The sequence below is a fragment of the Streptomyces sp. AA1529 genome (assembly GCF_000280905.1).
GTDB lineage: Bacteria > Actinomycetota > Actinomycetes > Streptomycetales > Streptomycetaceae > Streptomyces.
Genome location: NZ_ALAP01000078.1, coordinates 1 through 22,601, shown reverse-complemented (window position 1 = coordinate 22,601; position 22,601 = coordinate 1). Strand labels below are relative to the sequence as shown.

The following is a 22,601-nucleotide window of genomic DNA, read 5'->3' as shown; positions in this document are numbered from 1 at the left end:
GACAGGCCGCCCGCCCGGTCGCCCGAAGAGGGGTGGGGCCGGGGTGCGTGGTCAGTCGCCGTCGGGTGCGTGCCATTCGGTGAGTGGCACGGTGTCCTTCAGGAAGCCGCGGGCCCCCAGGAACTTCGACAGGTGTTCGCGGTGTTCCTCGCAGGCCAGCCAGGTCTTGCGGCGGTCGGGGGTGTGCAGCTTGGGGTTGTTCCAGGCGAGCACCCACACGGCCGGCTCGCGGCAGCCCTTGGCGGAGCAGATCGGGGTCTCGGGTCCCTCTTCGGAGGGGGAGGCGGAGGGGATCACCGCTTCATCCTGCCTCACGGTCCGGACATTAAGCGACGCCGGGCAGCCACGGGGGGAGCCGCCCGGCGTCGGTCCATCGCTCCGACGGGGGATGCGGAGCGCAACTGAAGTATGGCATGCGGGAGCGGTCGTGGTGCACCGGAACCGCAGGATTGATCTGAGGTTTTCTTGAGGTTTGTGCGAAGAACCAGATCAACTGCGGTCGCTCGTGGCCTCGTTCGAGGCCCGATCCGCGTCGTCCGGTGTGGTTCTGTCGCCCGCTTTCGTCACTCGGGACCCCTCCAGCGCCCGCTGCGGAGGTTCCGGCGGAGGAGCGGCCGGGGGAGCCGAAGGCGCGTTCTCGCGGCCCGCATTGGCGATCACCACGGCGATGTAGGGCAGGGTCAGTCCGATCACCAGCGTGGCCACCGCCAGCGGGCGCTCCACGTTCCACAGCACCACGGTGAGGATGACGGCGAGGGTGCGGACCAGCATGGAGATCACATAGCGCCGCTGCCTTCCGCGCACGTCCTCCTCCAGGCCCTGCCGGGCCCCGGTGATCCGGAAAACCTCGTGCTGGTGCTGCTTCCGCGTCACTTTTCACCACCTGCTCGCCCGCCGTTCCCAGCGGCCCTGCGCGGGGATCCGGACTCTTCCCACGGTACGCCTCGGATGCGTCCGCCACGAGACCGGGGCGCCGCGCGGGCCGGTCCGGTCACAGCCCGCGGATCTCGGCCACCTTGCGGCCCGCCTTCAGGTACAGCGCGTCGGCGAGCCCGTCGGCCTGCGCGGCGACCGCCTCCCGGGCGACCTCCGCGAGCGGGCGCAGCGCCTCCGTCTCGGAGAGCACCACGGACTGCTGTTTCCGGCCCGCCTTCTCGACGATCAGCCGCAGCCCGTTCTGCTTCGCGATGCGGCGGGCGGCCGACGCGCTCGGGGTGAACTCCAGGACCTTGGTCAGCACCGCGGCGACGCCCTCCTCACCGTGCTCGTCCAGCGCGACGCCGGGGAGCGTCTCCAGGTCGGAGAAGGACTTCTTGGAGAACTGGGCCACGAAGTGGGCGCGGGCCGCCATCGCCGCCGGCACTCCGTGCAGCGCTGCGACGACCTCGCCGGCCAGCACCTTCTTCAGGTCCATGGGGTGCAGTGCGCCCGCCTCGATGCGGGCCGTCACCTGGTCGATCTCGGTGTCGGTCCACTCCGTCCAGGCCTGCAGGTAGGGGGCCATCAGCCGGTCCGGAATCGACATGATCTTGCCGAAGACCTCGTCGGGAGCGCTGCCGAGCCCCACGTAGTTGCCCTTGGACTTGGACATCTTGGCGCCCGAGCCGTCCGTGCCTTCGACCAGCGGCATGGTGACCACGAGCTGCGGCTGCTGCCCGCGCACCTCCATCATCCGGCGGCCCATCTGGAGGTTGAGCAGCTGGTCGACCCCGCCCAGCTCGACGTCGCAGTCCAGCTCGACCGAGTCGAGGGCCTGCGCGACGGGGTAGAGCAGCTCGGACATCGTCAGGCCGGAGCCCTCCGAGAGCCGGTTGCGGAAGTCCTCCCGCTGGAGCAGTGCGGAGACCGGCACCTGCGTCAGCAGCCCCAGCAGTTCCGGCAGCGTGAACGGGGCCAGCCAGTCGCTGTTGCGCGCGAAGCGCACCTTCTCGAAGTCGAAGAACGGCCGCACCTGCTCCTGGTATCCGGAGAGGTTCCGCGCGATGTCCTCGTCGGTCAGCGGGGGACGCTCGGCCGTGCGGCCCGAGGGGTCGCCGATCTTGGCGGTGAAGTCGCCGATGATCAGTGTGACGTCGTGGCCCATCCGCTGGAAGCGGCTGAGCACGAGGACCGGCACCGCGTGTCCCAGGTGCACGTCCGCCGCCGTGGGGTCGATGCCCAGCTTGATGTGCAGGCCCTTGCCCTGGGCTGCCCGCTCCGCGATCCGCTCGGCCAGCTTCTCCACCGACGGCAGCAGATCGACCGACCGCGCCCCGATCAGCTCGGCCTGCTCCGCGGCGGGCAGGTCGCTCAGGTCCAGCGAGCGCCGCGCCCCGGTCTCCGCGAGCAGCCGCTCGACGTTCGTGTCGGAGGAGAGGTCCTGGGCCAGCAGCTCGCTGGCGCGCTGTACGGAGTCGCCGAGGCGTGTCACGTCACTGTCCTGGTGTGGTGGGTGCTCGATACGGTCACGGGAAAGTCTATGCGCCCGTACCCGCGCCGGAGGCCGGGGCAGTTCACCCCCCGCCGGGGAACGGGCGTTTCTGTAGGGACCCCACAGGAGGCCGCGGATGCCCCTGTCCGTGCCCGAGTGCTCGCGGCCCGGTGGCGCCGGATAGGTTCTGTTTGCGACAGACCGCGACAGCAGTCTGTTCGCGACAGACCGCGACAGCAGAAGCAGGAAGGGTGGGCGCACAGTGAGCCGCTCAGTGCTCGTGACCGGAGGGAACCGCGGCATCGGCCTCGCCATCGCCCGTGCCTTCGCCGAGGCAGGCGACAAGGTCGCCGTCACCTACCGCTCCGGAGAGCCGCCCGAGGGCTTCCTCGGCGTCAAGTGCGACATCACCGAGCCGGAGCAGGTGGAGCAGGCGTACAAGGAGATCGAGGAGAAGCAGGGCGCGGTCGAGGTGCTCGTCGCCAACGCGGGCGTCACCCGTGACCAGCTCCTGCTGCGGATGTCCGAGGAGGACTTCACCTCGGTCGTCGACACCAACCTCACCGGCACCTACCGGGTGGTCAAGCGTGCTTCCCGCGCCATGCTGCGGGCCCGCAAGGGCCGCATCGTGCTGATCTCCTCGGTCGTCGGGCTGATGGGCCAGGCCGGGCAGGCCAACTACGCGGCCTCCAAGGCCGGGCTCGTCGGTTTCGCCCGCTCGCTCTCCCGCGAGCTCGGCTCCCGCAACATCACCTGCAACGTCGTCGCGCCCGGCTTCGTCGACACCGACATGACCCGTGCGCTCACCGAAGAACAGCGCGCCGACATCGTCAAGCAGGTACCGCTGGGCCGTTACGCGGCCGCGGAGGAGGTCGCCTCCTCGGTCCGCTTCCTGGCGTCCGACGAGGCCGCGTACATCACCGGAGCCGTCATTCCCGTGGACGGCGGATTGGGCATGGGTCACTGAACATGAGCGGAATCCTCGCTGGAAAGCGCGTCCTGGTCACGGGCGTCATCACCGACGGGTCGATCGCCTTCCACGCGGCGAAGGTCGCACAGGAGCAGGGCGCCGAGGTCATCCTCACCGGCTTCGGCCGGCTCTCCCTGGTCGAGCGCATCGCCAAGCGGCTGCCCGAGGCCGTGCCCGTCATCGAGCTGGACGTCAGCAACCAGGAGCACCTGGACGGGCTCGCCGACCGGATCCGCGAGCACTGGGGTCCGGACGCGCGGGTGGACGGCATCGTCCACTCGATCGCCTTCGGCCCGCAGGGTGCCTTCGACTTCCTCGGCGCGGCCTGGGAGGACGTGAGCACCGCCGTGCACGTCTCGGCGTACTCGCTCAAGTCGCTCACCATGGCCTGCCTGCCGCTGCTGCACGAGGGCAGCTCGGTCGTCGGCCTCACCTTCGACGCGCAGATCGCCTGGCCGAAGTACGACTGGATGGGCGTGGCCAAGGCGGCCCTGGAGTCCACCAGCCGCTACCTCGCGCGGGACCTGGGTCCGCAGGGCATCCGCTGCAACCTGGTCTCGGCCGGGCCCATCAAGTCCATGGCGGCCAAGTCCATTCCGGGCTTCGAGGAGCTGGCCGACGTGTGGAACCACCGGGCCCCGATCGGCTGGGAGCTGACCGACCCGGAACCGGCCGGCCGCGGGGTCGTCGCCCTGCTGTCGGACTTCTTCCCCCGTACCACGGGCGAGATCGTGCACGTCGACGGCGGTGTGCACATGATGGGGGCCTGACCCCCCGCCGGGGCGCGGCCGGTACCGGTCGGCGGTACGGCGGTCCCGTCCCGCGGCCCGGCCCCCGGCCCCCGGCCCCCGGCCCCCGGCCCCGGCCGGCGGCGGGGCGGTCCGCTACAGCGCTCCGTGTCCCCACTCCGCCGTGTGCGAGGCCGCCTCCTCGGAGGCGGCCTCCGCGTCCTGCGCCCGGATGGCGTCCAGCAGCCGGGTGTGGTCCATGTGGTTCTCCGGGCGCAGCTCCTCGCCCACGTCCTGCCGCAGATAGGCCCGCAGCACCTCGCCGAGGTCGGCGTACACCCCGGTCAGCACCTCGTTGTGGGAGGCGGAGAGCACGCCCATGTGCAGACTGCGGTCGGCGTCGATGAAGCGTTCGACGTCGCCGGAGTCCCACGCCGCCTCCCGGCGCTCCAGCATGCCGTCGAGTTCCCGCAGGTCCGCTTCCGTGCGCCGGCGTGCCGCCAGCCGGGCGCCCGCGGTCTCCAGCGCGGACCGCAGTTCCGCCACGTGCCGCAGGTCGGCGCCGGCGAAGCGGCGGTGCATCACTCCGGCCAGCTCGCTGGTGGCCAGCACATAGGTGCCCGAGCCCTGCCGGATGTCCAGCAGCCCGTTGTGCGCGAGGGCCCGCACCGCCTCCCGCACCGTGTTCCGGGCCACCCCGAGCTGTTCGACCAGCTCCGGTTCGGTGGGGATGCGGCTGCCCACCGGCCACCGGCCCGAGGTGATCTGCTGGCGCAGCGTCGCGATCACCTGGGCGGCCAGGGGAGCGCGCTGGGGTGCCGAGAGCGGGGGCGGCGAGGGCGCCGAGGCAGAGGAAAGCGGTTGGGCAGCATTCATCCCATGATTCTATGATGGGCCGCATGGCATCGGCAGACGACGACAGCAGGAACTCCGCGACCACCACCGAGCCGGGGACCCGCACCGGCCCCACGCGCTCCGCCCGAACCCCGGCCGCCCGGCCCGAACCCGGTACCGCGACGCCCGCGGTCTCCCGCCGGCTGCTCGCTCTCGTCGCCGCCGGACTCGTCATCGCGGCCCTGAACCTGCGCCCCGCCATATCGGGACTCGGCCCGCTGCTGGAGGAGGTGCGGCGCGGGCTGCACATGAACGGCACGGTGGCCGGGCTGCTGACCTCGGTACCGCCGCTGTGCTTCGCCGTCTTCGGTGGCCTCGCCCCACGGCTGGCCCGGCGCCGCGGCCCGGCGCCCGTCGTGCTGGCCGGCATGGCCGCCATCGCCCTCGGACTCGCGCTGCGGCCGCTGGCCGGCGGCACCGGCACCTTCCTCGCCGGCACGGCGCTGGCCCTGGCCGGGATCGCGGTGAGCAACGTGCTGATGCCCGTCATCGTCAAGCACTGGTTCCCCGACCGGGTCGGCTCCATGACCGGGCTGTACTCGATGGCGCTCGCACTGGGCACGGCGGGCGCCGCCGCCGTCACCGTGCCGCTGACCGACGCGCTCGGTGGCGGCTGGCGTGCCGGGCTGGGCGCATGGGCGGTGCCGGCGGCGGTCGCCCTCCTCCCGTGGGCGGCGATCTCCCGCGACCGCTCGGCCCGCACGCCCGAGCCGCACGCCGCGGAAGAGGCCGTCCCCGCACGCACCGCCGAGGGTGAGACGGCGGGGCAGGCCCGCGACGGGGGCCGCACCGAGCCGGCCGACGCGGCGCGTGGCCCGGCGGCCCCGGAGACCGCGCCGGGGCTGCGGATCGCCGCGTCGCCCACGGCGTGGGCCCTCGCCGTCTTCTTCGGCCTCCAGGCGTCCGCCGCCTACATCACCATGGGCTGGCTTCCGCAGATCTTCCGCGACGCCGGGGTCTCCGCCTCGGCGGCCGGCGTGCTGCTCGCGGTGACCATGGGCATGGGGGTGCCGCTCTCCTTCGTCCTGCCCAAGCTGGCCGCCCGGATGCGGCACCAGGGGCCGCTGGTGGTCGCGCTGGGCCTGTGCGGGCTGGTGGGCTACGCGGGGCTGTGGCTGGCCCCCGCCGCCGGCGCCTGGGCCTGGGCCCTGGTGCTGGGCGTCTCCAACTGCGCCTTCCCGCTGGCCCTCACCATGATCGGAATGCGTTCCCGGTCCCACTCCGGCGTGGTCAAGCTCTCCGCCTTCGCGCAGAGCACCGGCTATCTGCTCTCCATCCCCGGCCCGCTGCTGGTCGGCTCGCTGCACGACGTCACCGGCGGCTGGCACGCCCCGCTGCTGCTGATGGCCGGGCTGATGCTGGCCCAGATGGCGACGGGCCTGCTGGCGGGCCGGGACCGCGTCATCGAGGAGGGGCGCTGAGTGGCAGACTGGCCCACATGCCAGTGCTCGAACCGAATCCCCCGGAACCGCGGAAGAAGCTGCTGCTGATCTTCGGCGCCATGATGGCGGTCACCGTCGTCATCGGCGTGATCGCCAGCATCGCCGCCGGCTGACCTCTCCACCCCCGCCGCCGGGGTGGTGCTGTCACCACCATCCCCTAGGGGCCCTGCGTCAGGGGCGAGTGGGGGGCTTGCCGGATGGGCCGGGGGGCGGGTGCTCCGTAGTGTCGGAGGCCAGGAGAAGGAAGGCCGAAGCACCCCGGAGGCGAGCCTCATGACAGCCCCCGCGCACCCCGTGCCGGACCGGAGCAGGAACGACCGCCCGGCCCAGGGCGCCGCGCTCCCGCGCCGCGCGTGCGACGCGTCGCAGACCCGGCTGCCCTGGTGGGGCGCGCTGCTGCCGGTGCTCGGCTTCGCGCTGCTGCTGGTCCTCCTGGTGGGCGGGGGGCAGGCGGACGCCGCCCAGCGCGCCGCCGACAGTCCGCTGCTCTCCTTCCTCACCCATCTGTGGGGTTCCGTCCTGGGATGAGCCGCCGCGCGGGGCCGGGGCGGCCGGTGTGCGGCGGGTCACCGTCCGTCGACCGTGCCGGACCGACCCGTCAACACCCCGCGACCGGCAGCGCGTTTCGTGCGAAGCTGGGACGCATGAGCGTCGATGTGCCCCGCAGTATCGTCCTTCTCCGGCACGCCAAGGCGGACTGGCCGCAGGTGGCGGACCACGAGCGGCCCCTCGCGGAGCGCGGCCGCCTGGACGCCCCGGCAGCGGGTGAATGGCTCGCCGGCCAGGGCATCACTCCGCAACTCACCCTCTGCTCGACCGCCACCCGGACCCGCGACACCTGGAAGCTGGCCGTCTCGCATCTCCCGCAGCGTCCCAAGACGGTGTACGAGGAACGCCTCTACGAGGCGCCGCCCGGTGCGATCATCGAGGTCATCAACGAAGTCCCCGACGAAGTGCGCGACTTGCTGGTCATCGGCCACAACCCCGGCATGCAGTCGGTCGCCGAGGTGCTCGCCGGGGAAGCCGACCGCGAGGCGCAGGAGCGGCTGGCCCGCGGCTTTCCCACGGCGGCCGTCGCCGTCCTGCGGTACACCGGGTCCTGGAAGTCGGTGGAGCCGGGGAGCGCGCAGCTGACCCACTTCTGGGCGCCCCACGAGTGAGGCGCGCCCCCGTGTGAGGCGCGCCCCGCGGAACCCGGCGCGGTCAGAGAGCCTCGGGCCGCTCGGCGCCGGTTCCGTCCGCGGCCTCCACCTCTTCGCGCGTGATGCCCAGCAGATAGAGCACGGTGTCCAGGAACGGCACGTTCACCGCGGCGTGCGCGGCCTCCCGGACCAGGGGCTTGGCGTTGAAGGCGACGCCGAGCCCCGCCGTGTTCAGCATGTCCAGATCGTTGGCGCCGTCGCCGATGGCCACGGTCTGCGCGAGCGGCACGCCCGCCTCGTCGGCGAACCGGCGCAGCAGCCGCGCCTTGCCCGCCCGGTCGACGATCTCGCCGGTGACCCGTCCGGTCAGCTTGCCGTCGACGATCTCCAGGGTGTTGGCGGAGGCGAAGTCCAGCCCCAGCTCCTCCTGCAGCGCGTCGGTGACCTGCGTGAAGCCGCCGGAGACGACACCGACCTGGTAGCCGAGCCGTTTGAGGGTGCGGATCAGCGTGCGTGCCCCGGGGGTGAGCTGCACCGCCTCGCGCACCCGGTCGACGACCGAGGCGTCGAGCCCGGCCAGGAGCTCGACCCGGGCGTGCAGCGACTGCTCGAAATCCAGCTCGCCTCGCATCGCCCGCGCCGTCACCTCGGCGACCTGCTCCGCACAGCCCGCATGGGCGGCGAACAGCTCGATCACCTCGTCCTGGATGAGGGTGGAGTCCACGTCCATCACCACCAGCCGCTGGGCCCGCCGCTGGAGCCCCGAGGCGACGACGGCGACGTCGATGCCGTACTTCGCGGCCTCCAGCGCCAGCGAGGTGCGCAGCAGCGCCGTCTCGGTGCCCGAGACATCGAACTCGACGGCCAGCACCGGATATTTGGCGAGCCGGAAGATGCGGTCGATGTTGCCGCCGGTGGAGGTGATGCTGGCCGCTATGGCGGCGGTGGACTCCGCGGTGAGCGGATGCCCCAGCACGGTGACGTGCGAACGTCCGGTGCCGCGGGGGCGGTTGTCGCCCGTGCCGGAGATGATCTCGGCGATCATGCCCATCGACTCGGCCCAGCTGTGCACGGTCGCGCGCAGCTCGCCCTCGGAGCCGGGGCCGGTGGTGGGCGCGGTGACCAGGGCGCACAGCGTGATGCGACCGCGGGTGACCAGTTGCTCGATGTCGACGACCTCGACGGCGAAGGCCGCGAGGGTGTCGAAGAGGCCGGCGGTGATGCCGGGCCGGTCCTTGCCGAAGATCTTGACCAGCAGGGTCGGGGTGTCGGCGTACGACGGAGGCTGGGCCACAGGTGTGCTCATGGTCCTCTCACATTACCGCCGCGCGGCTGCGGAACCCTGCCGGGGCGGTGCGAGTGCGGCCGGACGCCACGAAGGGGTACCGCTTCCACCCCTCTCGTCATGATCGGTCGGGATCGGTCACGATCGGCTCCGGTCCGTGCGCACAGCTGCACCGGAAGCACCTTCCTGTGAATTCCTGCGGCTTCCTGCGGCTTCCCACGGTTCTTCCGCGGTTCTCCCGCTCCTCTCGCCGCGCGCCTGCACGGGTTCCACGGGGTTCCCCGACGGAACGGTCACAGCCTGGTCCCTACCGCTGGCCCGGCTTCCTGTCGGGCGGCCGAGCCTGGAATAGTTCCTCACGATGTTCGCCATCCCTAGACTCCCTCGCTGCAGGGGGTAACTCGGGGGACAACTTTGTGGGGCATGGAGTGCCGGAACTCGTACTGGAATTGAACGGACAGACCTGGACGCTCGATCCGTCCAGGGCCTACACCCTCGGCCGCGATCCCCAGGGGGACGTGGCGATCGAGGACGCCAGGGTCTCCTGGCGGCACGCCACGGTGCGCTGGGGAGGGCGCGCCTGGGTCATCGAGGACCACGGCAGTACCAACGGCACGTATGTGCAGGGCCGGCGGATCCAGCAGTTGGAGCTGGCACCCGGCATGAGCGTCCATCTGGGCAATGCCACCGACGGGCCGCGGCTCGGCTTCTCGGGCGGGGCGCCCGCCGGGCAGGCTCCGGCGGGCGGGATGTACGGCGGACACACCGCGCCCCAGCAGCAGGGGCAGCCCCAGCAGGCTGCGCAGGCCGCGGCCCAGCACAGTGCCCCGACCCAGCAGCCGCAGGTCGGGGGAGCGCCCGGCTGGGGCCAGCAGCCTCCGCAGCCCCAGCAGCCGCACCCCGGCTGGCAGCAGCAGGCCCCGCAGATGCCGCAGCAGATGCAGCACGCGGCCCCGCCGCAGTACGCGCAGCAGCCGCCCCAGCAGCAGATACCGCAGCAGCACATGCAGCCGCAGGGCGGCCCCGGGGCGCACGGCATGGGCGGCCCCGCGCCGGGGCCGGGCGCTCCCGGCGCCGGCGGCCAGGGCGGAGCGCCGCCGCAGGGTGCGGGCGACCGCAGCCCGACCACCTTCCACCAGCTCTCCCTCGGCCGGGTGATGCGCATCGGCCGTGCGCTGGAGAACGAACTGGTCGTCTCCGACCTCCAGGTCTCGCGGAACCACGCGGAGTTCCACTCCTCGCCCGACGGCCGGTGCGAGATCCACGACCTGGGCAGCCACAACGGCACCTACGTCAACGGCCAGCCGATACCGCGCTCCGGCACGGTCGCCATCTCCCCGCAGGACATCGTCGGCATCGGCCACTCCACCTTCCGGCTGGTCGGGGACCGGCTGGAGGAGTTCGTCGACACCGGCGACGTGTCCTTCTCGGCCCGGCACCTGACCGTCAAGGTCGACGGCGGCAAGGTGATCCTCAACAACGTCACCTTCGGCGTCCCCGAGAAGTCGCTGATCGGCGTGATCGGCCCGTCCGGCTCCGGCAAGTCCACGCTGCTGCGGGCGCTGACCGGCTACCGCCCCGCCGACGCCGGCGAGGTCCTCTACGACAACCGGAACCTCTACAAGCAGTTCGCCGAGCTGCGGCAGCGCATCGGCCTCGTCCCGCAGGACGACATCCTGCACAAGGAGCTGAAGGTCCGCACCGCGCTGCGCTACGCGGCCAAGCTCCGCTTCCCCGGCGACGTCGCGGAGGCCGAGCGCAACGCCCGGGTCGAGGAGGTGCTGGCCGAACTCAAGCTCGACATCCACGCGGACAAGCGCGTCACCTCCCTCTCCGGCGGCCAGCGCAAGCGCGTCTCCGTCGCCCTGGAGCTGCTCACCAAGCCCTCGCTGATCTTCCTGGACGAGCCCACCTCGGGTCTCGACCCGGGCATGGACCGCGACGTGATGCAGCTGCTGCGCGGCATGGCCGACGACGGGCGCACCGTGCTGGTCGTCACCCACTCGGTCGCCGAGCTGGGACTGTGCGACAAGCTCCTGGTGATGGCGCCGGGCGGCGGCGTGGCCTACTTCGGCCCGCCCGAGGAGGCGCTGAACTTCTTCGGCTACGACTCGTGGGCGGACGTCTTCTCCGCCTTCGAGAACTACCGAGACTACGACTGGATGGGCCGCTGGCAGGGCTCGCAGCACTACCAGATGTACGCGGCCGACATCGACGCCCAGCACCCGCAGCAGGACCCGTACGCGGCTCAGCAGCAGGCCATGCAGCCGACGCGGCTGCAGAAGCCGCAGAGCTGGGGCAGCCAGCTGTGGACGCTGATGAGACGCTATCTCTCGGTGATCTCCGCGGACCGCTCCTTCCTGGTGCTGTCCTTCGTCACCCCGCTGCTCCTCGGCCTGGTCAGCACCCTGATGCCGTCCGACTACGGACTGACGGCGCCACCGGGCAAGACCAACGGCGACGCGGGCCCCATCCTGCTCATCCTCGCCATCGGCGCCTGTTTCTCGGGCGCGGCCAATTCGGTCCGGGAGCTGATCAAGGAACGGGTCATCTACGAGCGGGAACGGGCCACCGGCCTCTCCCGGTCGGCCTACCTGATGTCCAAGGTGATCGTGCTGGGCCTGGTCGCGGCCGTCCAGGGCCTCCTGATGTGCATCGTCGGCTTCTACCCGCGCGACCTTCCCGAGGAGGGTCTGCTCGCCGCCAACCCCGCCATCGAGATGACGCTGGTGGCCATCGCGCTCGGCGGCACCTCGATGATGTTCGGCCTGATCATCTCCTCCCTGGTGAAGACCTCGGAGAAGACGATGATCCTGCTCGTGCTCTTCGCCGTCATACAGGTCGTCTTCACCGGTGTGCTCTTCAAGCTCTTCGACAGCCCAGGCGTGGAGCAGTTCGCCTGGCTGATGCCGTCCCGGTGGGCGATGGCGGCTCTCGGCGCGACCGTCGAGCTCGGCCGGCTGATGCCCCAGGACAAGAAGGACCCGACCAACACCGACCCGCTGTGGGACCACTCGCTGGGCCAGTGGGTGATGGACGTCGGCGTCCTCGCCCTGATGGGTGTCCTGTGCTACTTCGTCATCATCCGGCTGCTGCGCCGCCACGAGCCGGAGATCATGCGCAAGTGAGCGCCTGACCGCGCGGTCCGCACGCAGAAGGGGTCCCCTCGTCCGGGGCCCCTTCTTCGTGTCTCCGCTCCTCCGGCCCGTGCGTCGCCGGACCTAGGACCTCCGGCCCGTCCCGCCCCTGGCCCGGGTCCGATCCGTTCCCCGGTGCCGCCGGGTACCGTGCTCGGCATGGTCCCCCGATCCGGGCTCGCCGCGGTCAGCGCGGCACTGCTCGCCATGAACCGCCGGCTCGAGGTGCGCGACGTCCTCCAGACGATCGTCGCCTCGGCCCGCGATCTGCTCGACGCCGAGTACGCGGCGCTGGGCGTCCCCGACGACCAGGGCGGCTTCGCGCAGTTCGTCGTCGCGGGAGTGAGCGACGAGCAGTGGAAGGCCATCGGCCCGCTGCCGCGGCAGCACGGCATCCTCGCCGCGATGCTGCAGGACGCCACTCCGCAGCGGCTCGCCGACGTCCGCAAGGACTCCCGGTTCGGCGGCTGGCCCGCCGCGCACCCCATGATGGCCGACTTCCTCGGCATGCCCATCGCCGACGGCGAGCAGGTGCTGGGTGCGCTCTTCCTCGCCAACAAGCGCTGCGCGCCCCCGGGGGAGCAGAGCCGTCCGGCGTCCCGGGAGCGGAGCTGCGCCTTCACCGAGGACGACGAGGAACTGCTGCGCCTGCTCGCGCAGCACGCCGCCATCGCGCTGACCAACGCGCGGCTCTACGAGCGCAGCCGCGAGCTGACCATCGCCGAGGAGCGCACCCGGATCGGCCACGAGCTGCACGACGCGGTGGCCCAGAAGCTCTTCTCGCTGCGTCTGACGGCCCAGGCGGCCACGGCCCTCGTCGACCGCGATCCCGCGCGGGCGAAGGCCGAACTGCACGAGGTGGCCCGGCTCTCCGGCGAGGCCGCCGACGAGCTGCGGGCGGCCGTCGTCGAACTGCGGCCCGCGGCGTTGGACGAGGACGGTCTGGTCGCCACGCTGCGCACCCAGGCCCAGGTCCTGGACCGTGCGCACAGCGCCGAGGTGGACTTCGTGTGCGAGGGCGTGCGCGCCCTGCCCGCGGCCCAGGAGGAGGCCCTGCTGCGGGTCGCCCAGGAGGCCCTGCACAACGCGCTGCGGCACGCGGACGCGGGCCGCGTCCGGGTGTCCCTGGCGCGCCGCGGTCCGTCCGCCGTCCTCACCGTCACCGACGACGGCAAGGGTTTCGACCCCGGCGCCGTGCGCTCGGCCGGCCGCCATCTGGGCCTCGTCTCGATGCGCGACCGGGCCTCCGGCGTCGGGGGCACGTTGACTGTCCGCTCGGAGCCCGGCAAGGGCACCGCTGTCGCTCTGGAGGTGCCCGGTGGCTGAGCCGATCCGTGTGCTGCTCGTCGACGACCACCAGGTCGTACGGCGCGGGCTGCGCACATTCCTGGAGGTGCAGGACGACATCGAGGTCGTGGGGGAGGCCGCGGACGGTTCCGAGGGGGTGGCACGCGCCGAGGAGCTGCGGCCGGACGTCGTCCTGATGGACGTCAAGATGCCCGGGACCGACGGCGTCGAGGCGCTGCGCACGCTCCGTGAGCGGGACAACCCGGCGAGAGTGCTGATCGTCACCAGCTTCACCGAGCAGCGCACCGTCGTCCCGGCGCTGCGCGCGGGGGCCGCGGGGTATGTCTACAAGGACGTCGACCCCGAGGCGCTGGCCGGCGCCATCCGCTCCGTGCACGCGGGACATGTGCTGCTGCAGCCCGAGGTCGCCGGGGCGCTGCTCACCGGCGACCAGAGTCCGTCCGCCGGGCGCGGCCCCGCGCTGACCGAGCGGGAGCGGGAGGTGCTCGGGCTGATAGCGGACGGCCGCTCGAACCGTGAGATCGCCCGCTCGCTCGTGCTGTCGGAGAAGACGGTCAAGACGCACGTCTCCAACATCCTGATGAAGCTCGACCTGGCCGACCGGACCCAGGCGGCCCTGTGGGCGGTCCGCCACGGGGTGACGGGGTGACGGCCCGGACTCCCACCCCTCGTCGACGGCCGGGAATCGGTCATCCGTTCCCAGTGGAGCGAATTTCATACTGTCGTGTGGTCGTCATCTTTTCGGCGCACCCTCCCGGCTGATGCCCCGTTCTCCATGGCGTGCCCGCGGCGGTCGGCCGCGGCACGGTTCCGCAGACGCACAGGGAGAACACCCCATGAACACTGCCAAGAAGGCCGCCCTCGTCCTCGCCGCCGCGGGCGTCGCCGCCGGGGCCTCCGCCGGCTCCGCGTTCGCCCAGAGCGACGCGCAGGGCCAGGCCGCCAACTCGCCGGGCGTCGGCTCGGGCAACCTCGTGCAGGCCCCGGTCCACGTGCCCGCGAACGTGACGGGCAACTCCGTCAACGTCGTCGGCGTCCTCAACCCCGCCTTCGGCAACCTCACGCACAACAGCTGAGGCACGCGGGCCCGGACACCGGGAGGCGGGCGGCGCCAATCAGGCCCGTCCGCCCTCCCGGCGCCGCTCCAGCTCCTCCGCGTAGGCGTTGTAGGCCGCCACCTGCGCACGGCGGGCCGTGCGCTCCACCGGGCGCAGCGCCTCGGCCCGGGACGCCATCTCCGCGGCGCTCACCGCGCCGCCGTGCTCCCGCCCGTCGCCCCCGCCGTCCCCGTGGGCGATGGAGACCAGCGCCGCGACCCGCTGCCCGAGTTCCAGCACCCGCACGGCGCGCGGCGGATAGCCCGGGGCCAGCAGCTGCCTGCCCGCCTCCATCCGCGCCCGGTACGCCTCCAGGGCCGCATCGGCCACCGGCCCCGAGCCCGCGACGTCGAGCCGCGTCAGTACCTCGGTCGCCTCCCGCATGGCCTCCGCCAGCTCCCGCTCGGCCTCCGCCAGCGAGGGCACATCGGCCGGCGGAGCCTCCCGCACCGGCAGGCACTCCCACCGCACCTCCGTGTGCACGTCCTCCGGGGCGCCGTCCGCCGGCCCCGCCGCGTGCACCTCCGGCACCAGGCCCAGCGCCGTCCCGTGCACCAGCACGGCCTCCTCGGCCTCCATCGCCCGCGCGTTGAACTCCGGCGGCCCGCTCAGTCCCAGCGGATGCCCCGGCACCGGCAGCGCCACCCGCAGCCCCGCCGCGCCCAGCGACCGCAGCTTCCCCAGCGCCAGCGTCAGCCCGACCGGGTCGCCGTCGTCCCCCGGCAGCGCGACGCGGTGCCGGGTGTCCTCGGCCACGATGCGCTCGGCCGCCTCGTCGGGCGCGACGAGTCCGGCGAGCAGTGCGTTTCCCCAGGCGGCCAGCCGCCCCGAACGAGGTTCTGTGAGCATGGACCAAGCCTAGGGAACGGGCTTCGCACACGGTGGCGTAGGTTTTCCCCTGGGGAATGTGCCCATAGGCACCTCAACGCGACTGCAATAGGAGACAACGCGCTCATGAGCGAAGTACTGGAGCTGGTGGACGTATCCGTGGTCCGCGACGGACGTGCTCTGGTGGAAGATGTCTCCTGGTCGGTCAAGGAGGGCGAACGCTGGGTCATCCTCGGCCCCAACGGCGCGGGCAAGACCACACTGCTCAACCTCGCCTCCAGCTACCTCTTCCCGACCTCCGGCACCGTCGATGTGCTGGGCGAACGCCTCGGCAGCGTCGACGTGTTCGAGCTGCGCCCCCGGGTGGGGATGGCCAGCATCGCGATGGCCGAGAAGCTGCCGCGCCGCCAGACCGTGCTGGAGACCGTGCTCACCGCCGCCTACGGCATGACGGCGCACTGGCAGGAGAGCTACGACAAGGTCGACGAGGACCGCGCCCGGGCGTTCCTCGACAGGCTCGGCATGTCCGACTACCTGGACCGCAGGTTCGGCACCCTCTCCGAGGGCGAGCGCAAGCGCACCATGGTCGCGCGCGCCATGATGACCGACCCCGAACTGCTCCTGCTGGACGAGCCCGCGGCCGGACTCGACCTGGGCGGCCGCGAGGACCTCGTCCGGCGTCTCGGCCGGCTGGCCCGCGACCCGTACGCCCCCTCCATGCTGATGGTCACCCACCACGTCGAGGAGATCCCGCCGGGTTTCACCCACGTCCTGATGATCCGCCAGGGCCAGGTGCTGGCCGCCGGCCCCCTGGAGACCGAGCTGACCTCCCGGAACCTCTCGCTGTGCTTCGGCCTGCCGCTGGTCGTCGAGGCGCAGAACGGGCGCTGGACCGCACAGGGCCTGCCCCTGCGCTGAGCGTGCGCCTACCATGGCCGTGTGGACGCATGGGTCTGGTGGCTCGTAGCCGCCGCAGCGCTGGGGATCCCGCTCATCATCACGGCCATGCCGGAGTTCGGCATGCTGGCGGTGGGCGCGGTGGCGGCCGCCGGAACGGCGGGGATCGGCGGCGGGCCGGTGGCCCAGGTCGTCGTCTTCGCCCTCGTCTCCACGGCGCTGATCCTGGTCGTACGGCCGATCGCACGCCGGATGCGCACCGAACGCCCCGCGCTGGCCAGCGGCGTCGACGCACTCAAGGGACGGCGGGCCGTGGTGCTGGAGCGGGTCGACGGCGACGACGGCCGCATCAAGCTCGCCGGAGAGGTCTGGTCCGCGCGGGCGCTGGACACCGACACCGCCTTCGAGCCCGGCAGCCAGGTGGACGTGGTCGAGATCGACGGAGCTACGGCTGTCGTGATGTGATGGCTATGAGCAGCCGAACACGGGCAGTGATTCTTCAGTCAGCGACTTCTGAGATCATGCAGGGGGCAAGGCCATGGACGCCATCATCATCGTCCTGATCATCCTGGTGGTGCTTGTCTTCATCGCACTCATCAAGACGATCCAGGTCATTCCGCAGGCCAGTGCGGCGATCGTGGAGCGCTTCGGCCGGTACACCCGCACCCTCAACGCGGGCCTGAACATCGTCGTCCCGTTCATCGACACCGTCCGCAACCGTGTCGACCTCCGGGAACAGGTCGTCCCCTTCCCCCCGCAGCCGGTGATCACCCAGGACAACCTGGTGGTGAACATCGACACCGTCATCTACTACCAGGTGACGGACGCCCGGGCCGCCACCTACGAGGTCGCCAGCTACATCCAGGCGATCGAACAGCTCACCGTCACCACGCTGCGGAACATCATCGGCGGGATGGACCTGGAGCGCACCCTCACCTCCCGCGAGGAGATCAACGCGGCGCTGCGCGGAGTGCTCGACGAGGCGACCGGCAAGTGGGGCATCCGCGTCAACCGCGTCGAACTCAAGGCCATCGAGCCGCCGACCTCCATCCAGGACTCGATGGAGAAGCAGATGCGGGCCGACCGCGACAAGCGCGCCGCCATCCTCCAGGCGGAGGGCGTCCGCCAGTCGCAGATCCTCACCGCCGAGGGCGAGAAGCAGTCCGCCATCCTGCGCGCCGAGGGCGAGTCACGCTCCGCGGCCCTGCGCGCCGAAGGTGAGGCCCAGGCCATCCGCACCGTCTTCGAGTCGATCCACGCCGGCGACCCGGACCAGAAGCTGCTCTCCTACCAGTACCTCCAGATGCTCCCGAAGATCGCCGAGGGCGACGCCAACAAGCTCTGGATCGTCCCCAGCGAGATCGGCGACGCGCTCAAGGGCCTCGGCGGCGCCCTGGACACCTTCCGACCGGACTCCGGTGGCAACGGCGGCGGTACCCCCGCTCCGCCCAGCGTCGCCAAGCCCCCGCGGCCCCCGCGCGAGCAGCCCCCGCTGGACTCCTGACCCGGCCCGCCGTCCGGTCCGCGAACCCGGACGGCGCCGTCCAGCAGCCGGACCCCCGTACCCAGCCGCAGCCCCTTCGGGCATGATCGGTTCCACTGGAACCGAACACCGGAGGGGCTGCCGCGTGACCATATGGGAAGCCGTTGCCGTCTGCGCGGCAGGCGTCGGCGCCGGAGGCATCAACACCGTCGTCGGCTCCGGCACGCTCCTGACCTTCCCCGTGCTGCTCGCCGTCGGCCTGCCGCCGGTGACCGCCAACGTCTCCAACTCGCTCGGGCTGGTCCCCGGCTCGATCAGCGGAGCGATCGGCTACCGCCGGGAGCTGCGCGGCCAGGGACACCGTGTGCTGCGGCTCGGCCTCGTGGCCCTCCTCGGAGGGCTGGGGGGCGCCATCCTGCTGCTCACCCTGCCCTCCAGCGCCTTCGACACGATCGTCCCCGTGCTGATCGCGCTCGCCCTGGTCCTCGTCCTCCTCCAGCCCCGACTGGCCGCGGCCGTCCGCCGGCGCCGCGAACGGGACAGCAGCAGCGGCCACCCGCATGGCGGTGTGCCGCTCCAGGGCGGAATCCTGTTCGCCAGCGCCTACGGCGGCTATTTCGGCGCGGCCCAGGGCGTCATCTATCTGGCCCTAATGGGGCTGCTCATCCCCGACGACCTGCAGCGCATCAACGCCGTGAAGAACGTCCTGGGCGCCGTGGTCAACGGCACGGCCGCCGTGTTCTTCCTCTTCGTCGCGGACTTCGACTGGACAGCCGTGCTGCTGATCGCCCTCGGCTCGGCCGCCGGGGGCCAGCTCGGCGCCAGGATCGGGCGCAAGCTGGCCCCCGGGGTGCTCCGGGGCGTCATCGTCGTCGTCGGCCTCGCCGCGATCGCGCAGCTCCTGCTGCGGTGACCCGGGCGAGCCCGCCGCCTTCCCTCAGGCCGTCGCCGGCAGCGTCAGCCACTCCGGGAGCGCCTCCCCCTCCGCGAGCCCCAGCGCCAGCAGCAGCGCATCGGCCGGGGTCGGCTCGAACGGCTTGACCAGCAGCTTCATCCCCGCCTGGCCCGGTGTCCTGGCGGCCTTGCGGTGGTTGTCGGCCGCGCACGCCGCGACCGTGTTCAGCCAGGTGTCCCCGCCGCCGTGCGACCGCGGGACGATGTGGTCCACCGTGGTCGCCCGGCGTCCGCAGTACGCGCACCGGTGCCGGTCCCGCACCAGGACGCCCCGCCGCGACCACGGTGCCCGTTGTCGGAACGGCACCCGGACGTACCGGCGGAGCCTGATCACCTGCGGCACCGGCAGCTCCACCTGCGCCGCACGCACCCGCAGTCCGGAATGCGCCTGCTCGACGACGGCCTTGTCCCGCATCACGAGCACCACCGCACGCCGCAGCGACACCGTCGACAGCGGCTCGAAGCTCGCGTTCAGTACCAGCGTCTCCCGCATCCCGACCGCCTCCCCTTCTCCCGTCCCCCGCCGCTTCGCGCCGGGTGGCACCCACTGTGCCGCTGTCCACCGGGGCCGACAACGCAATTTCGCCGGGAAGTACGGCAGGTGAAGGGGCCGGGAACGGTGGATCGCGGCGGGGCATCGCGGGCCGGGCCCGGGTTCGGAGGCTCCGGGCTTTCGGGGGTCCCGGGCGTTCCGGGCTTTCGGGCGAGGAGCCGCCGGGACCGGCCACGGGAGCCCGCGCGGCGGACGGGCTCCGGGAGCCCGTGGAGAGAGAGCGGAACGGCCACCCGGGCCGGACGAAGGAAGCAGGCAGCCGACGCGGTCGTCCGGCCCCCGGCCGGACTCCGGCGGACGGCAGCACTCGCTGGTGCCGGCCGCCCCCGCTCGCGGTGATGGACCGCGCCGCGGTGCCGACTGCCCGGTATACGGTGCGCCGCGCACACGGCGCGGCGCAACGGAATTTCTCCGCCCGGCCCGGGCCCGGCAGGCGCGCTCCCGGGCTTCCGGACCCCGACACCCGTGTCGGGGACCCGGCAGCCCGGTCTCCCGGACGGCGGTGGGCTCAGCCCTCGGCCGGGATCTCGTACTCGCCGATGAGCCGGCCCCGCGCCAGGGTGTGGAAGCGCAGATTGAACCCGACGACCGCCGGGGAGGCGTCGGCGTCCGGGCCGAGCTTCTCGGTGTCCACGGCGTACACGGTGAACACATATCGGTGCGGGCCGTCCCCGGGCGGCGGCGCGGCCCCGCCGAAGTCGCGCGTCCCGAAGTCGTTGCGCACGTGCACGGCGCCTTCGGGGAGCCCCTGCATCCCGCCCGTACCGGCGCCCTCCGGCAGCTCGGTCACGGTGGCGGGGATGTCGAAGACGGACCAGTGCCAGAACCCGCTGCCCGTCGGCGCGTCCGGGTCGAAGCAGGTCACCGCGAAGCTCTTCGTCCCTTCGGGGAAGCCCTCCCAGCGCAACTGCGGAGAGGTGTTCCCCTCCGCGTACACCTGTGCGGTACCCAGATGGCCGCCGTCCGGCAGATCGTCGCTCAGCACGCGAATCGACGGCACCTGGGGGTGGAAGTCATGGGGGAGCGGGCGCCGTTGCTGGTCGGTCACGTCGTGAACCTCCTCGTCACGCGAATCGCTGTAACGGCCAGCCTAACGATCCTGACCGCCTCTCTTTGCCACCATGACGGGGAGCGACAGCACACCCCGTACATCCCAGCCCTGTGCCCGCAGGAGTCAACGCCATCAGGTGACTGACCACGACGAGACCCCGAAGCGGTGGTGCGACCATGACCAGCCCCGTGGACCTGCCCGAGCTGCCCCAGGCCGACCTCCCCGGCCTCTTCGACGACTCGGTGCCCCCCGGCGTCTACCGCCTGCCCTCGGTGGGCCCCGACGCGCTGATGCAGGCGGACGCGGCGGGCTGGTTCGGCGCGGTCGTGGATCTGACCGGCGTCGACAACAAAGCGGAGTTCATGGAGCGTTGCGCCACCGGACTGGAGCTCCCCGACTACTTCGGCCGCAACTGGGACGCGCTGGCCGACCTGCTCACCGACCTGTCCTGGTGCGGGAAGCCCGACGGCTACCTGCTGCTGGCCACCGGCTGGTCCGTCTTCGAGCACGCCGACCCGGGGGACGCCGCCGCCGCGGCGGAGGTCTTCGCCGCGGCGGTCGGCTTCTGGGCGGTACGCGAGACTCCGCTCAGCATCCTGCTCGGCTGAGCGGGGTCTCCCGGCGCAGGGCACCGCGTCGCGGCGTCAGAACCAGTTCCGCTTGCCGCCGACCTCGGCCAGCCACTGGTTGAGGTAGCCCGCCCAGTCGGTCTGCTGGTAGGAGTCGAAGTCCACCGGGAAGGCCCGGAAGGTGTCACTGCCTTCCGAGAACAGGCCGCCCTTCTTGTCCATCTCCAGCACCACGTCCATGCCGCGCGCGTCCGCGACGAACGAGAGCTCGACCTGGTTGAGCCCGCGGTACTGCTCCGGCGCGTAGAACTCGATCTCCTGGTAGAAGGGGAGCTGCTGGCGGGTGTTGCGGATGTGGCCCTTCTCCATGTCGGCCGACTTGAACCGGAACCCGAGCTGCCCGAAGGCGTCCAGGATCGCCTGCTGCGCCGGGAGCGGGTGGATGTCCACCGGGTCCAGGTCACTGGAGTCCAGCGCCCGCGCGATCGCCAGCTCCGTCGTCACACCGATCTGCATCCCCCGCAGCTGCTGGCCCATGAACGCGGTGATCGGCGTCTCCCACGGCACCTCGAGTGCGAAGGGCACCACGTGCGAGTCGCCCTCGTGCAGGGTGAGCTCCCCACCGAGGCGCTGCGTACCGAACTCGATGTTCTGGTGCATCTCGCCGTCGTCGGTCTCCACCTCGACCCGGGCCTGCAGGCCCACGGAGAGCGCCTGGATCTCCTGGGTGACCGAGCCGCCCTCGATCCGCACCTCGCCCTGCACCACTCCGCCCGGCACCGCGTGCGGCTCGTGCAGCACGGTGTCGACCGAGGCACCGCCCATGCCCATGCTCGCGAACAGCTTCTTGAAGCCCATCCCCTTGTCCTCCCCTGTTCACTCCGGTCCCGCCTCCCGTCGGGAGCACCGGAACCGCTCGCGTACGGGACTCTCCCGTACGCGGTTCTTGTACGCTCGGACGGCATGATCGCAGGCCGAGACCGCAAGCCCAGCACGACCGGCGGCGACCCGCACCTGTCCCGGGACTTCTTCGACCGTCCTGTCCTGGATGTCGCCCCCGACCTTCTCGGACGCGTCCTGGTACGCACGACGAGCGAGGGCCGCATGCGGTTGCGCATCACCGAGGTCGAGGCGTACGCGGGGGAGGCCGATCCGGGGTCGCACGCCTACCGGGGCCGGACGCAGCGCAACGCCTCGATGTTCGGCCCGCCGGGGCACGCCTACGTCTACTTCATCTACGGCATGTGGTTCAGCCTCAACCTCGTCTGCGGCCCCGAGGGGCAGGCGAGCGGCGTGCTGGTCCGCGCGGGCGAGGTGCTGGAGGGAGTGGAGCAGGCGCGGGAACGCCGGCCCAAGGCGAGCAAGGACACGGAACTCGCCAAGGGGCCGGCCCGCCTCGCCACCGCGCTCGCGGTGGACCGTGAGCTGAACGGCACCGACCTGTGCACCCGCGACCCCGCCGCACCGCTCGGCCTCCTCGGCGGCACCTCGGAGGGGCCGGGCCCCACGGCCATCACCCGGAGCGGTCCGCGTACCGGTGTGGGGGGCGACGGCGCACACTTCCCCTGGCGCTTCTGGCTCGCGGACGACCCGACGGTGAGCCCCTACCGTGCGCACAAGCCGCGGAACCGCAGGACCTCGCTTGACGCAGGGCCGTCGACCCCCTAACGTTGTACGAGTCGCTGAAAACGGGACGGCTTGCCACGGACCTGAGGTCCGATGAAAGCTCCCCCGGAAGCGGCCACTCACTACCTACGATGTACCCCAGATCGGGGTTGATTTCGGCACGCCGAAAATCTGACGCCGATGACTCGATTATGAGTCTCCGGGAGAACCCGCTAAAGTAGTGAACA

25 protein-coding genes are annotated in these 22,601 nt (G+C 72.0%); 16 read left to right on the top strand and 9 right to left on the bottom strand.

The features are described from left to right. Positions 1-51: 51 nt before the first annotated feature. The 3 genes from A949_RS0122375 to tyrS form a co-directional block, all read right to left on the bottom strand. Complete coding sequence (locus A949_RS0122375) at positions 52-315, bottom strand: hypothetical protein (RefSeq protein WP_237735880.1); 264 nt, start codon at positions 313-315, stop codon at positions 52-54. Positions 316-489: 174 nt separating this feature from the next. After that, positions 490-873, bottom strand: a complete 384-nt coding sequence (locus A949_RS34200; RefSeq protein ID WP_019358265.1) for a DUF3099 domain-containing protein — start codon at positions 871-873, stop codon at positions 490-492. Positions 874-991: 118 nt separating this feature from the next. Then, complete coding sequence (gene tyrS, locus A949_RS0122365; protein ID WP_019358264.1) at positions 992-2,410, bottom strand: tyrosine--tRNA ligase; 1,419 nt, start codon at positions 2,408-2,410, stop codon at positions 992-994. Between the two features lie 262 nt (positions 2,411-2,672). Here tyrS and fabG point away from each other — a divergent pair, with 262 nt between their 5' ends. Continuing rightward, a complete protein-coding gene (gene fabG, locus A949_RS0122360; RefSeq protein ID WP_026004921.1) occupies positions 2,673-3,377 on the top strand; it encodes a 3-oxoacyl-[acyl-carrier-protein] reductase in 705 nt (234 codons plus the stop codon). 2 nt (positions 3,378-3,379) lie between these two features. Further along, positions 3,380-4,150: an enoyl-ACP reductase FabI gene (fabI, locus tag A949_RS0122355; RefSeq protein ID WP_019358262.1), complete on the top strand. Its 771-nt coding sequence runs from the start codon at positions 3,380-3,382 to the stop codon at positions 4,148-4,150. A gap of 114 nt (positions 4,151-4,264) precedes the next feature. On the opposite strand, the gene A949_RS0122350 is transcribed toward fabI, so the two are convergent. After that, positions 4,265-4,984: a FadR/GntR family transcriptional regulator gene (locus tag A949_RS0122350; RefSeq protein ID WP_051019590.1), complete on the bottom strand. Its 720-nt coding sequence runs from the start codon at positions 4,982-4,984 to the stop codon at positions 4,265-4,267. A gap of 23 nt (positions 4,985-5,007) precedes the next feature. Between A949_RS0122350 and A949_RS0122345 the strand changes: the two genes are divergently transcribed. The 4 genes from A949_RS0122345 to A949_RS0122330 all read left to right on the top strand — a co-directional run bounded on the left by A949_RS0122345 (position 5,008) and on the right by A949_RS0122330 (position 7,604). Continuing rightward, the gene (locus A949_RS0122345; RefSeq protein WP_051019597.1) at positions 5,008-6,423 is read left to right on the top strand and encodes a CynX/NimT family MFS transporter; all 1,416 of its coding nucleotides are present in this window, start codon (positions 5,008-5,010) and stop codon (positions 6,421-6,423) included. A gap of 17 nt (positions 6,424-6,440) precedes the next feature. Next, entirely contained in the window at positions 6,441-6,557 is a 117-nt protein-coding gene (locus A949_RS39545; RefSeq protein ID WP_254693415.1) for an SGM_5486 family transporter-associated protein, read from the top strand. A gap of 160 nt (positions 6,558-6,717) precedes the next feature. Then, positions 6,718-6,972, top strand: coding sequence for a hypothetical protein (locus A949_RS0122335; protein WP_019358258.1), 255 nt, complete (start codon positions 6,718-6,720; stop codon positions 6,970-6,972). 116 nt (positions 6,973-7,088) lie between these two features. Continuing rightward, a complete protein-coding gene (locus A949_RS0122330) occupies positions 7,089-7,604 on the top strand; it encodes a SixA phosphatase family protein (RefSeq protein ID WP_026004919.1) in 516 nt (171 codons plus the stop codon). A 43-nt stretch (positions 7,605-7,647) separates the two neighbouring features. Here A949_RS0122330 and serB read toward each other — a convergent pair whose 3' ends face one another. Continuing rightward, positions 7,648-8,892, bottom strand: a complete 1,245-nt coding sequence (serB, locus tag A949_RS0122325; RefSeq protein ID WP_051019589.1) for a phosphoserine phosphatase SerB — start codon at positions 8,890-8,892, stop codon at positions 7,648-7,650. 395 nt (positions 8,893-9,287) lie between these two features. Between serB and A949_RS0122320 the strand changes: the two genes are divergently transcribed. The 4 genes from A949_RS0122320 to A949_RS0122305 all read left to right on the top strand — a co-directional run bounded on the left by A949_RS0122320 (position 9,288) and on the right by A949_RS0122305 (position 14,392). Next, positions 9,288-11,999, top strand: coding sequence for an FHA domain-containing protein (locus A949_RS0122320; protein WP_026004918.1), 2,712 nt, complete (start codon positions 9,288-9,290; stop codon positions 11,997-11,999). A gap of 168 nt (positions 12,000-12,167) precedes the next feature. Next, entirely contained in the window at positions 12,168-13,334 is a 1,167-nt protein-coding gene (locus A949_RS0122315; RefSeq protein WP_026004917.1) for a GAF domain-containing sensor histidine kinase, read from the top strand. Continuing rightward, positions 13,327-13,965, top strand: a complete 639-nt coding sequence (locus A949_RS0122310) for a response regulator (RefSeq protein WP_019358253.1) — start codon at positions 13,327-13,329, stop codon at positions 13,963-13,965. The genes A949_RS0122315 and A949_RS0122310 overlap by 8 nt, the downstream gene beginning before the upstream one ends. Positions 13,966-14,152: 187 nt before the next feature. After that, positions 14,153-14,392 carry a chaplin gene (locus A949_RS0122305; RefSeq protein WP_019358252.1) on the top strand — a complete coding sequence of 80 codons (240 nt, stop codon included), beginning with the start codon at positions 14,153-14,155 and terminating at the stop codon, positions 14,390-14,392. Positions 14,393-14,431: 39 nt separating this feature from the next. Here the strand turns inward: A949_RS0122305 and A949_RS0122300 are convergent, their stop codons facing one another. Then, a complete protein-coding gene (locus A949_RS0122300) occupies positions 14,432-15,262 on the bottom strand; it encodes a hypothetical protein (protein WP_019358251.1) in 831 nt (276 codons plus the stop codon). A gap of 105 nt (positions 15,263-15,367) precedes the next feature. Here A949_RS0122300 and A949_RS0122295 point away from each other — a divergent pair, with 105 nt between their 5' ends. From A949_RS0122295 to A949_RS0122280, 4 genes are all read left to right on the top strand, one after another. Continuing rightward, on the top strand, positions 15,368-16,159 hold the full coding sequence (locus A949_RS0122295; protein ID WP_019358250.1) for an ABC transporter ATP-binding protein: 792 nt from the start codon (positions 15,368-15,370) through the stop codon (positions 16,157-16,159). A 21-nt stretch (positions 16,160-16,180) separates the two neighbouring features. Then, on the top strand, positions 16,181-16,603 hold the full coding sequence (locus A949_RS0122290) for an NfeD family protein (protein WP_019358249.1): 423 nt from the start codon (positions 16,181-16,183) through the stop codon (positions 16,601-16,603). Between the two features lie 73 nt (positions 16,604-16,676). Then, on the top strand, positions 16,677-17,642 hold the full coding sequence (locus tag A949_RS0122285) for an SPFH domain-containing protein (RefSeq protein ID WP_019358248.1): 966 nt from the start codon (positions 16,677-16,679) through the stop codon (positions 17,640-17,642). Positions 17,643-17,766: 124 nt separating this feature from the next. Further along, entirely contained in the window at positions 17,767-18,534 is a 768-nt protein-coding gene (locus tag A949_RS0122280) for a sulfite exporter TauE/SafE family protein (RefSeq protein ID WP_019358247.1), read from the top strand. A 24-nt stretch (positions 18,535-18,558) separates the two neighbouring features. On the opposite strand, the gene A949_RS0122275 is transcribed toward A949_RS0122280, so the two are convergent. Both A949_RS0122275 and A949_RS0122270 read right to left on the bottom strand, forming a co-directional pair. After that, a complete protein-coding gene (locus A949_RS0122275) occupies positions 18,559-19,068 on the bottom strand; it encodes an HNH endonuclease (protein WP_019358246.1) in 510 nt (169 codons plus the stop codon). A gap of 568 nt (positions 19,069-19,636) precedes the next feature. Then, on the bottom strand, positions 19,637-20,176 hold the full coding sequence (locus A949_RS0122270; protein ID WP_019358245.1) for a YbhB/YbcL family Raf kinase inhibitor-like protein: 540 nt from the start codon (positions 20,174-20,176) through the stop codon (positions 19,637-19,639). A gap of 179 nt (positions 20,177-20,355) precedes the next feature. Here A949_RS0122270 and A949_RS0122265 point away from each other — a divergent pair, with 179 nt between their 5' ends. Further along, on the top strand, positions 20,356-20,787 hold the full coding sequence (locus A949_RS0122265) for a barstar family protein (protein ID WP_019358244.1): 432 nt from the start codon (positions 20,356-20,358) through the stop codon (positions 20,785-20,787). A 36-nt stretch (positions 20,788-20,823) separates the two neighbouring features. Here the strand turns inward: A949_RS0122265 and A949_RS0122260 are convergent, their stop codons facing one another. Then, complete coding sequence (locus A949_RS0122260; RefSeq protein WP_019358243.1) at positions 20,824-21,606, bottom strand: sporulation protein; 783 nt, start codon at positions 21,604-21,606, stop codon at positions 20,824-20,826. A 105-nt stretch (positions 21,607-21,711) separates the two neighbouring features. On the opposite strand from A949_RS0122260, the gene A949_RS0122255 reads away from it, so the two are divergent. Then, positions 21,712-22,416 carry a DNA-3-methyladenine glycosylase gene (locus A949_RS0122255; RefSeq protein WP_019358242.1) on the top strand — a complete coding sequence of 235 codons (705 nt, stop codon included), beginning with the start codon at positions 21,712-21,714 and terminating at the stop codon, positions 22,414-22,416. Positions 22,417-22,601: the final 185 nt, after the last annotated feature.

What these genes read in the sequence shown, in the direction of transcription:
- A949_RS0122315 (WP_026004917.1), top strand. Translation starts at nt 12,168, where the DNA reads ATGGTCCCCCGATCCGGGCTCGCCGCGGTCAGCGCGGCACTGCTCGCC.
- A949_RS0122265 (WP_019358244.1), top strand. Translation starts at nt 20,356, where the DNA reads ATGACCAGCCCCGTGGACCTGCCCGAGCTGCCCCAGGCCGACCTCCCC.
- A949_RS0122275 (WP_019358246.1), bottom strand. Translation starts at nt 19,068, where the DNA reads ATGCGGGAGACGCTGGTACTGAACGCGAGCTTCGAGCCGCTGTCGACG.
- fabI (WP_019358262.1), top strand. Translation starts at nt 3,380, where the DNA reads ATGAGCGGAATCCTCGCTGGAAAGCGCGTCCTGGTCACGGGCGTCATC.
- A949_RS39545 (WP_254693415.1), top strand. Translation starts at nt 6,441, where the DNA reads ATGCCAGTGCTCGAACCGAATCCCCCGGAACCGCGGAAGAAGCTGCTG.
- A949_RS0122305 (WP_019358252.1), top strand. Translation starts at nt 14,153, where the DNA reads ATGAACACTGCCAAGAAGGCCGCCCTCGTCCTCGCCGCCGCGGGCGTC.
- A949_RS0122335 (WP_019358258.1), top strand. Translation starts at nt 6,718, where the DNA reads ATGACAGCCCCCGCGCACCCCGTGCCGGACCGGAGCAGGAACGACCGC.
- A949_RS0122295 (WP_019358250.1), top strand. Translation starts at nt 15,368, where the DNA reads ATGAGCGAAGTACTGGAGCTGGTGGACGTATCCGTGGTCCGCGACGGA.
- A949_RS0122285 (WP_019358248.1), top strand. Translation starts at nt 16,677, where the DNA reads ATGGACGCCATCATCATCGTCCTGATCATCCTGGTGGTGCTTGTCTTC.
- serB (WP_051019589.1), bottom strand. Translation starts at nt 8,892, where the DNA reads ATGAGCACACCTGTGGCCCAGCCTCCGTCGTACGCCGACACCCCGACC.
- A949_RS0122345 (WP_051019597.1), top strand. Translation starts at nt 5,008, where the DNA reads ATGGCATCGGCAGACGACGACAGCAGGAACTCCGCGACCACCACCGAG.
- A949_RS0122350 (WP_051019590.1), bottom strand. Translation starts at nt 4,984, where the DNA reads ATGAATGCTGCCCAACCGCTTTCCTCTGCCTCGGCGCCCTCGCCGCCC.
- A949_RS0122255 (WP_019358242.1), top strand. Translation starts at nt 21,712, where the DNA reads ATGATCGCAGGCCGAGACCGCAAGCCCAGCACGACCGGCGGCGACCCG.
- A949_RS0122300 (WP_019358251.1), bottom strand. Translation starts at nt 15,262, where the DNA reads ATGCTCACAGAACCTCGTTCGGGGCGGCTGGCCGCCTGGGGAAACGCA.
- A949_RS0122260 (WP_019358243.1), bottom strand. Translation starts at nt 21,606, where the DNA reads ATGGGCTTCAAGAAGCTGTTCGCGAGCATGGGCATGGGCGGTGCCTCG.
- A949_RS0122330 (WP_026004919.1), top strand. Translation starts at nt 7,089, where the DNA reads ATGAGCGTCGATGTGCCCCGCAGTATCGTCCTTCTCCGGCACGCCAAG.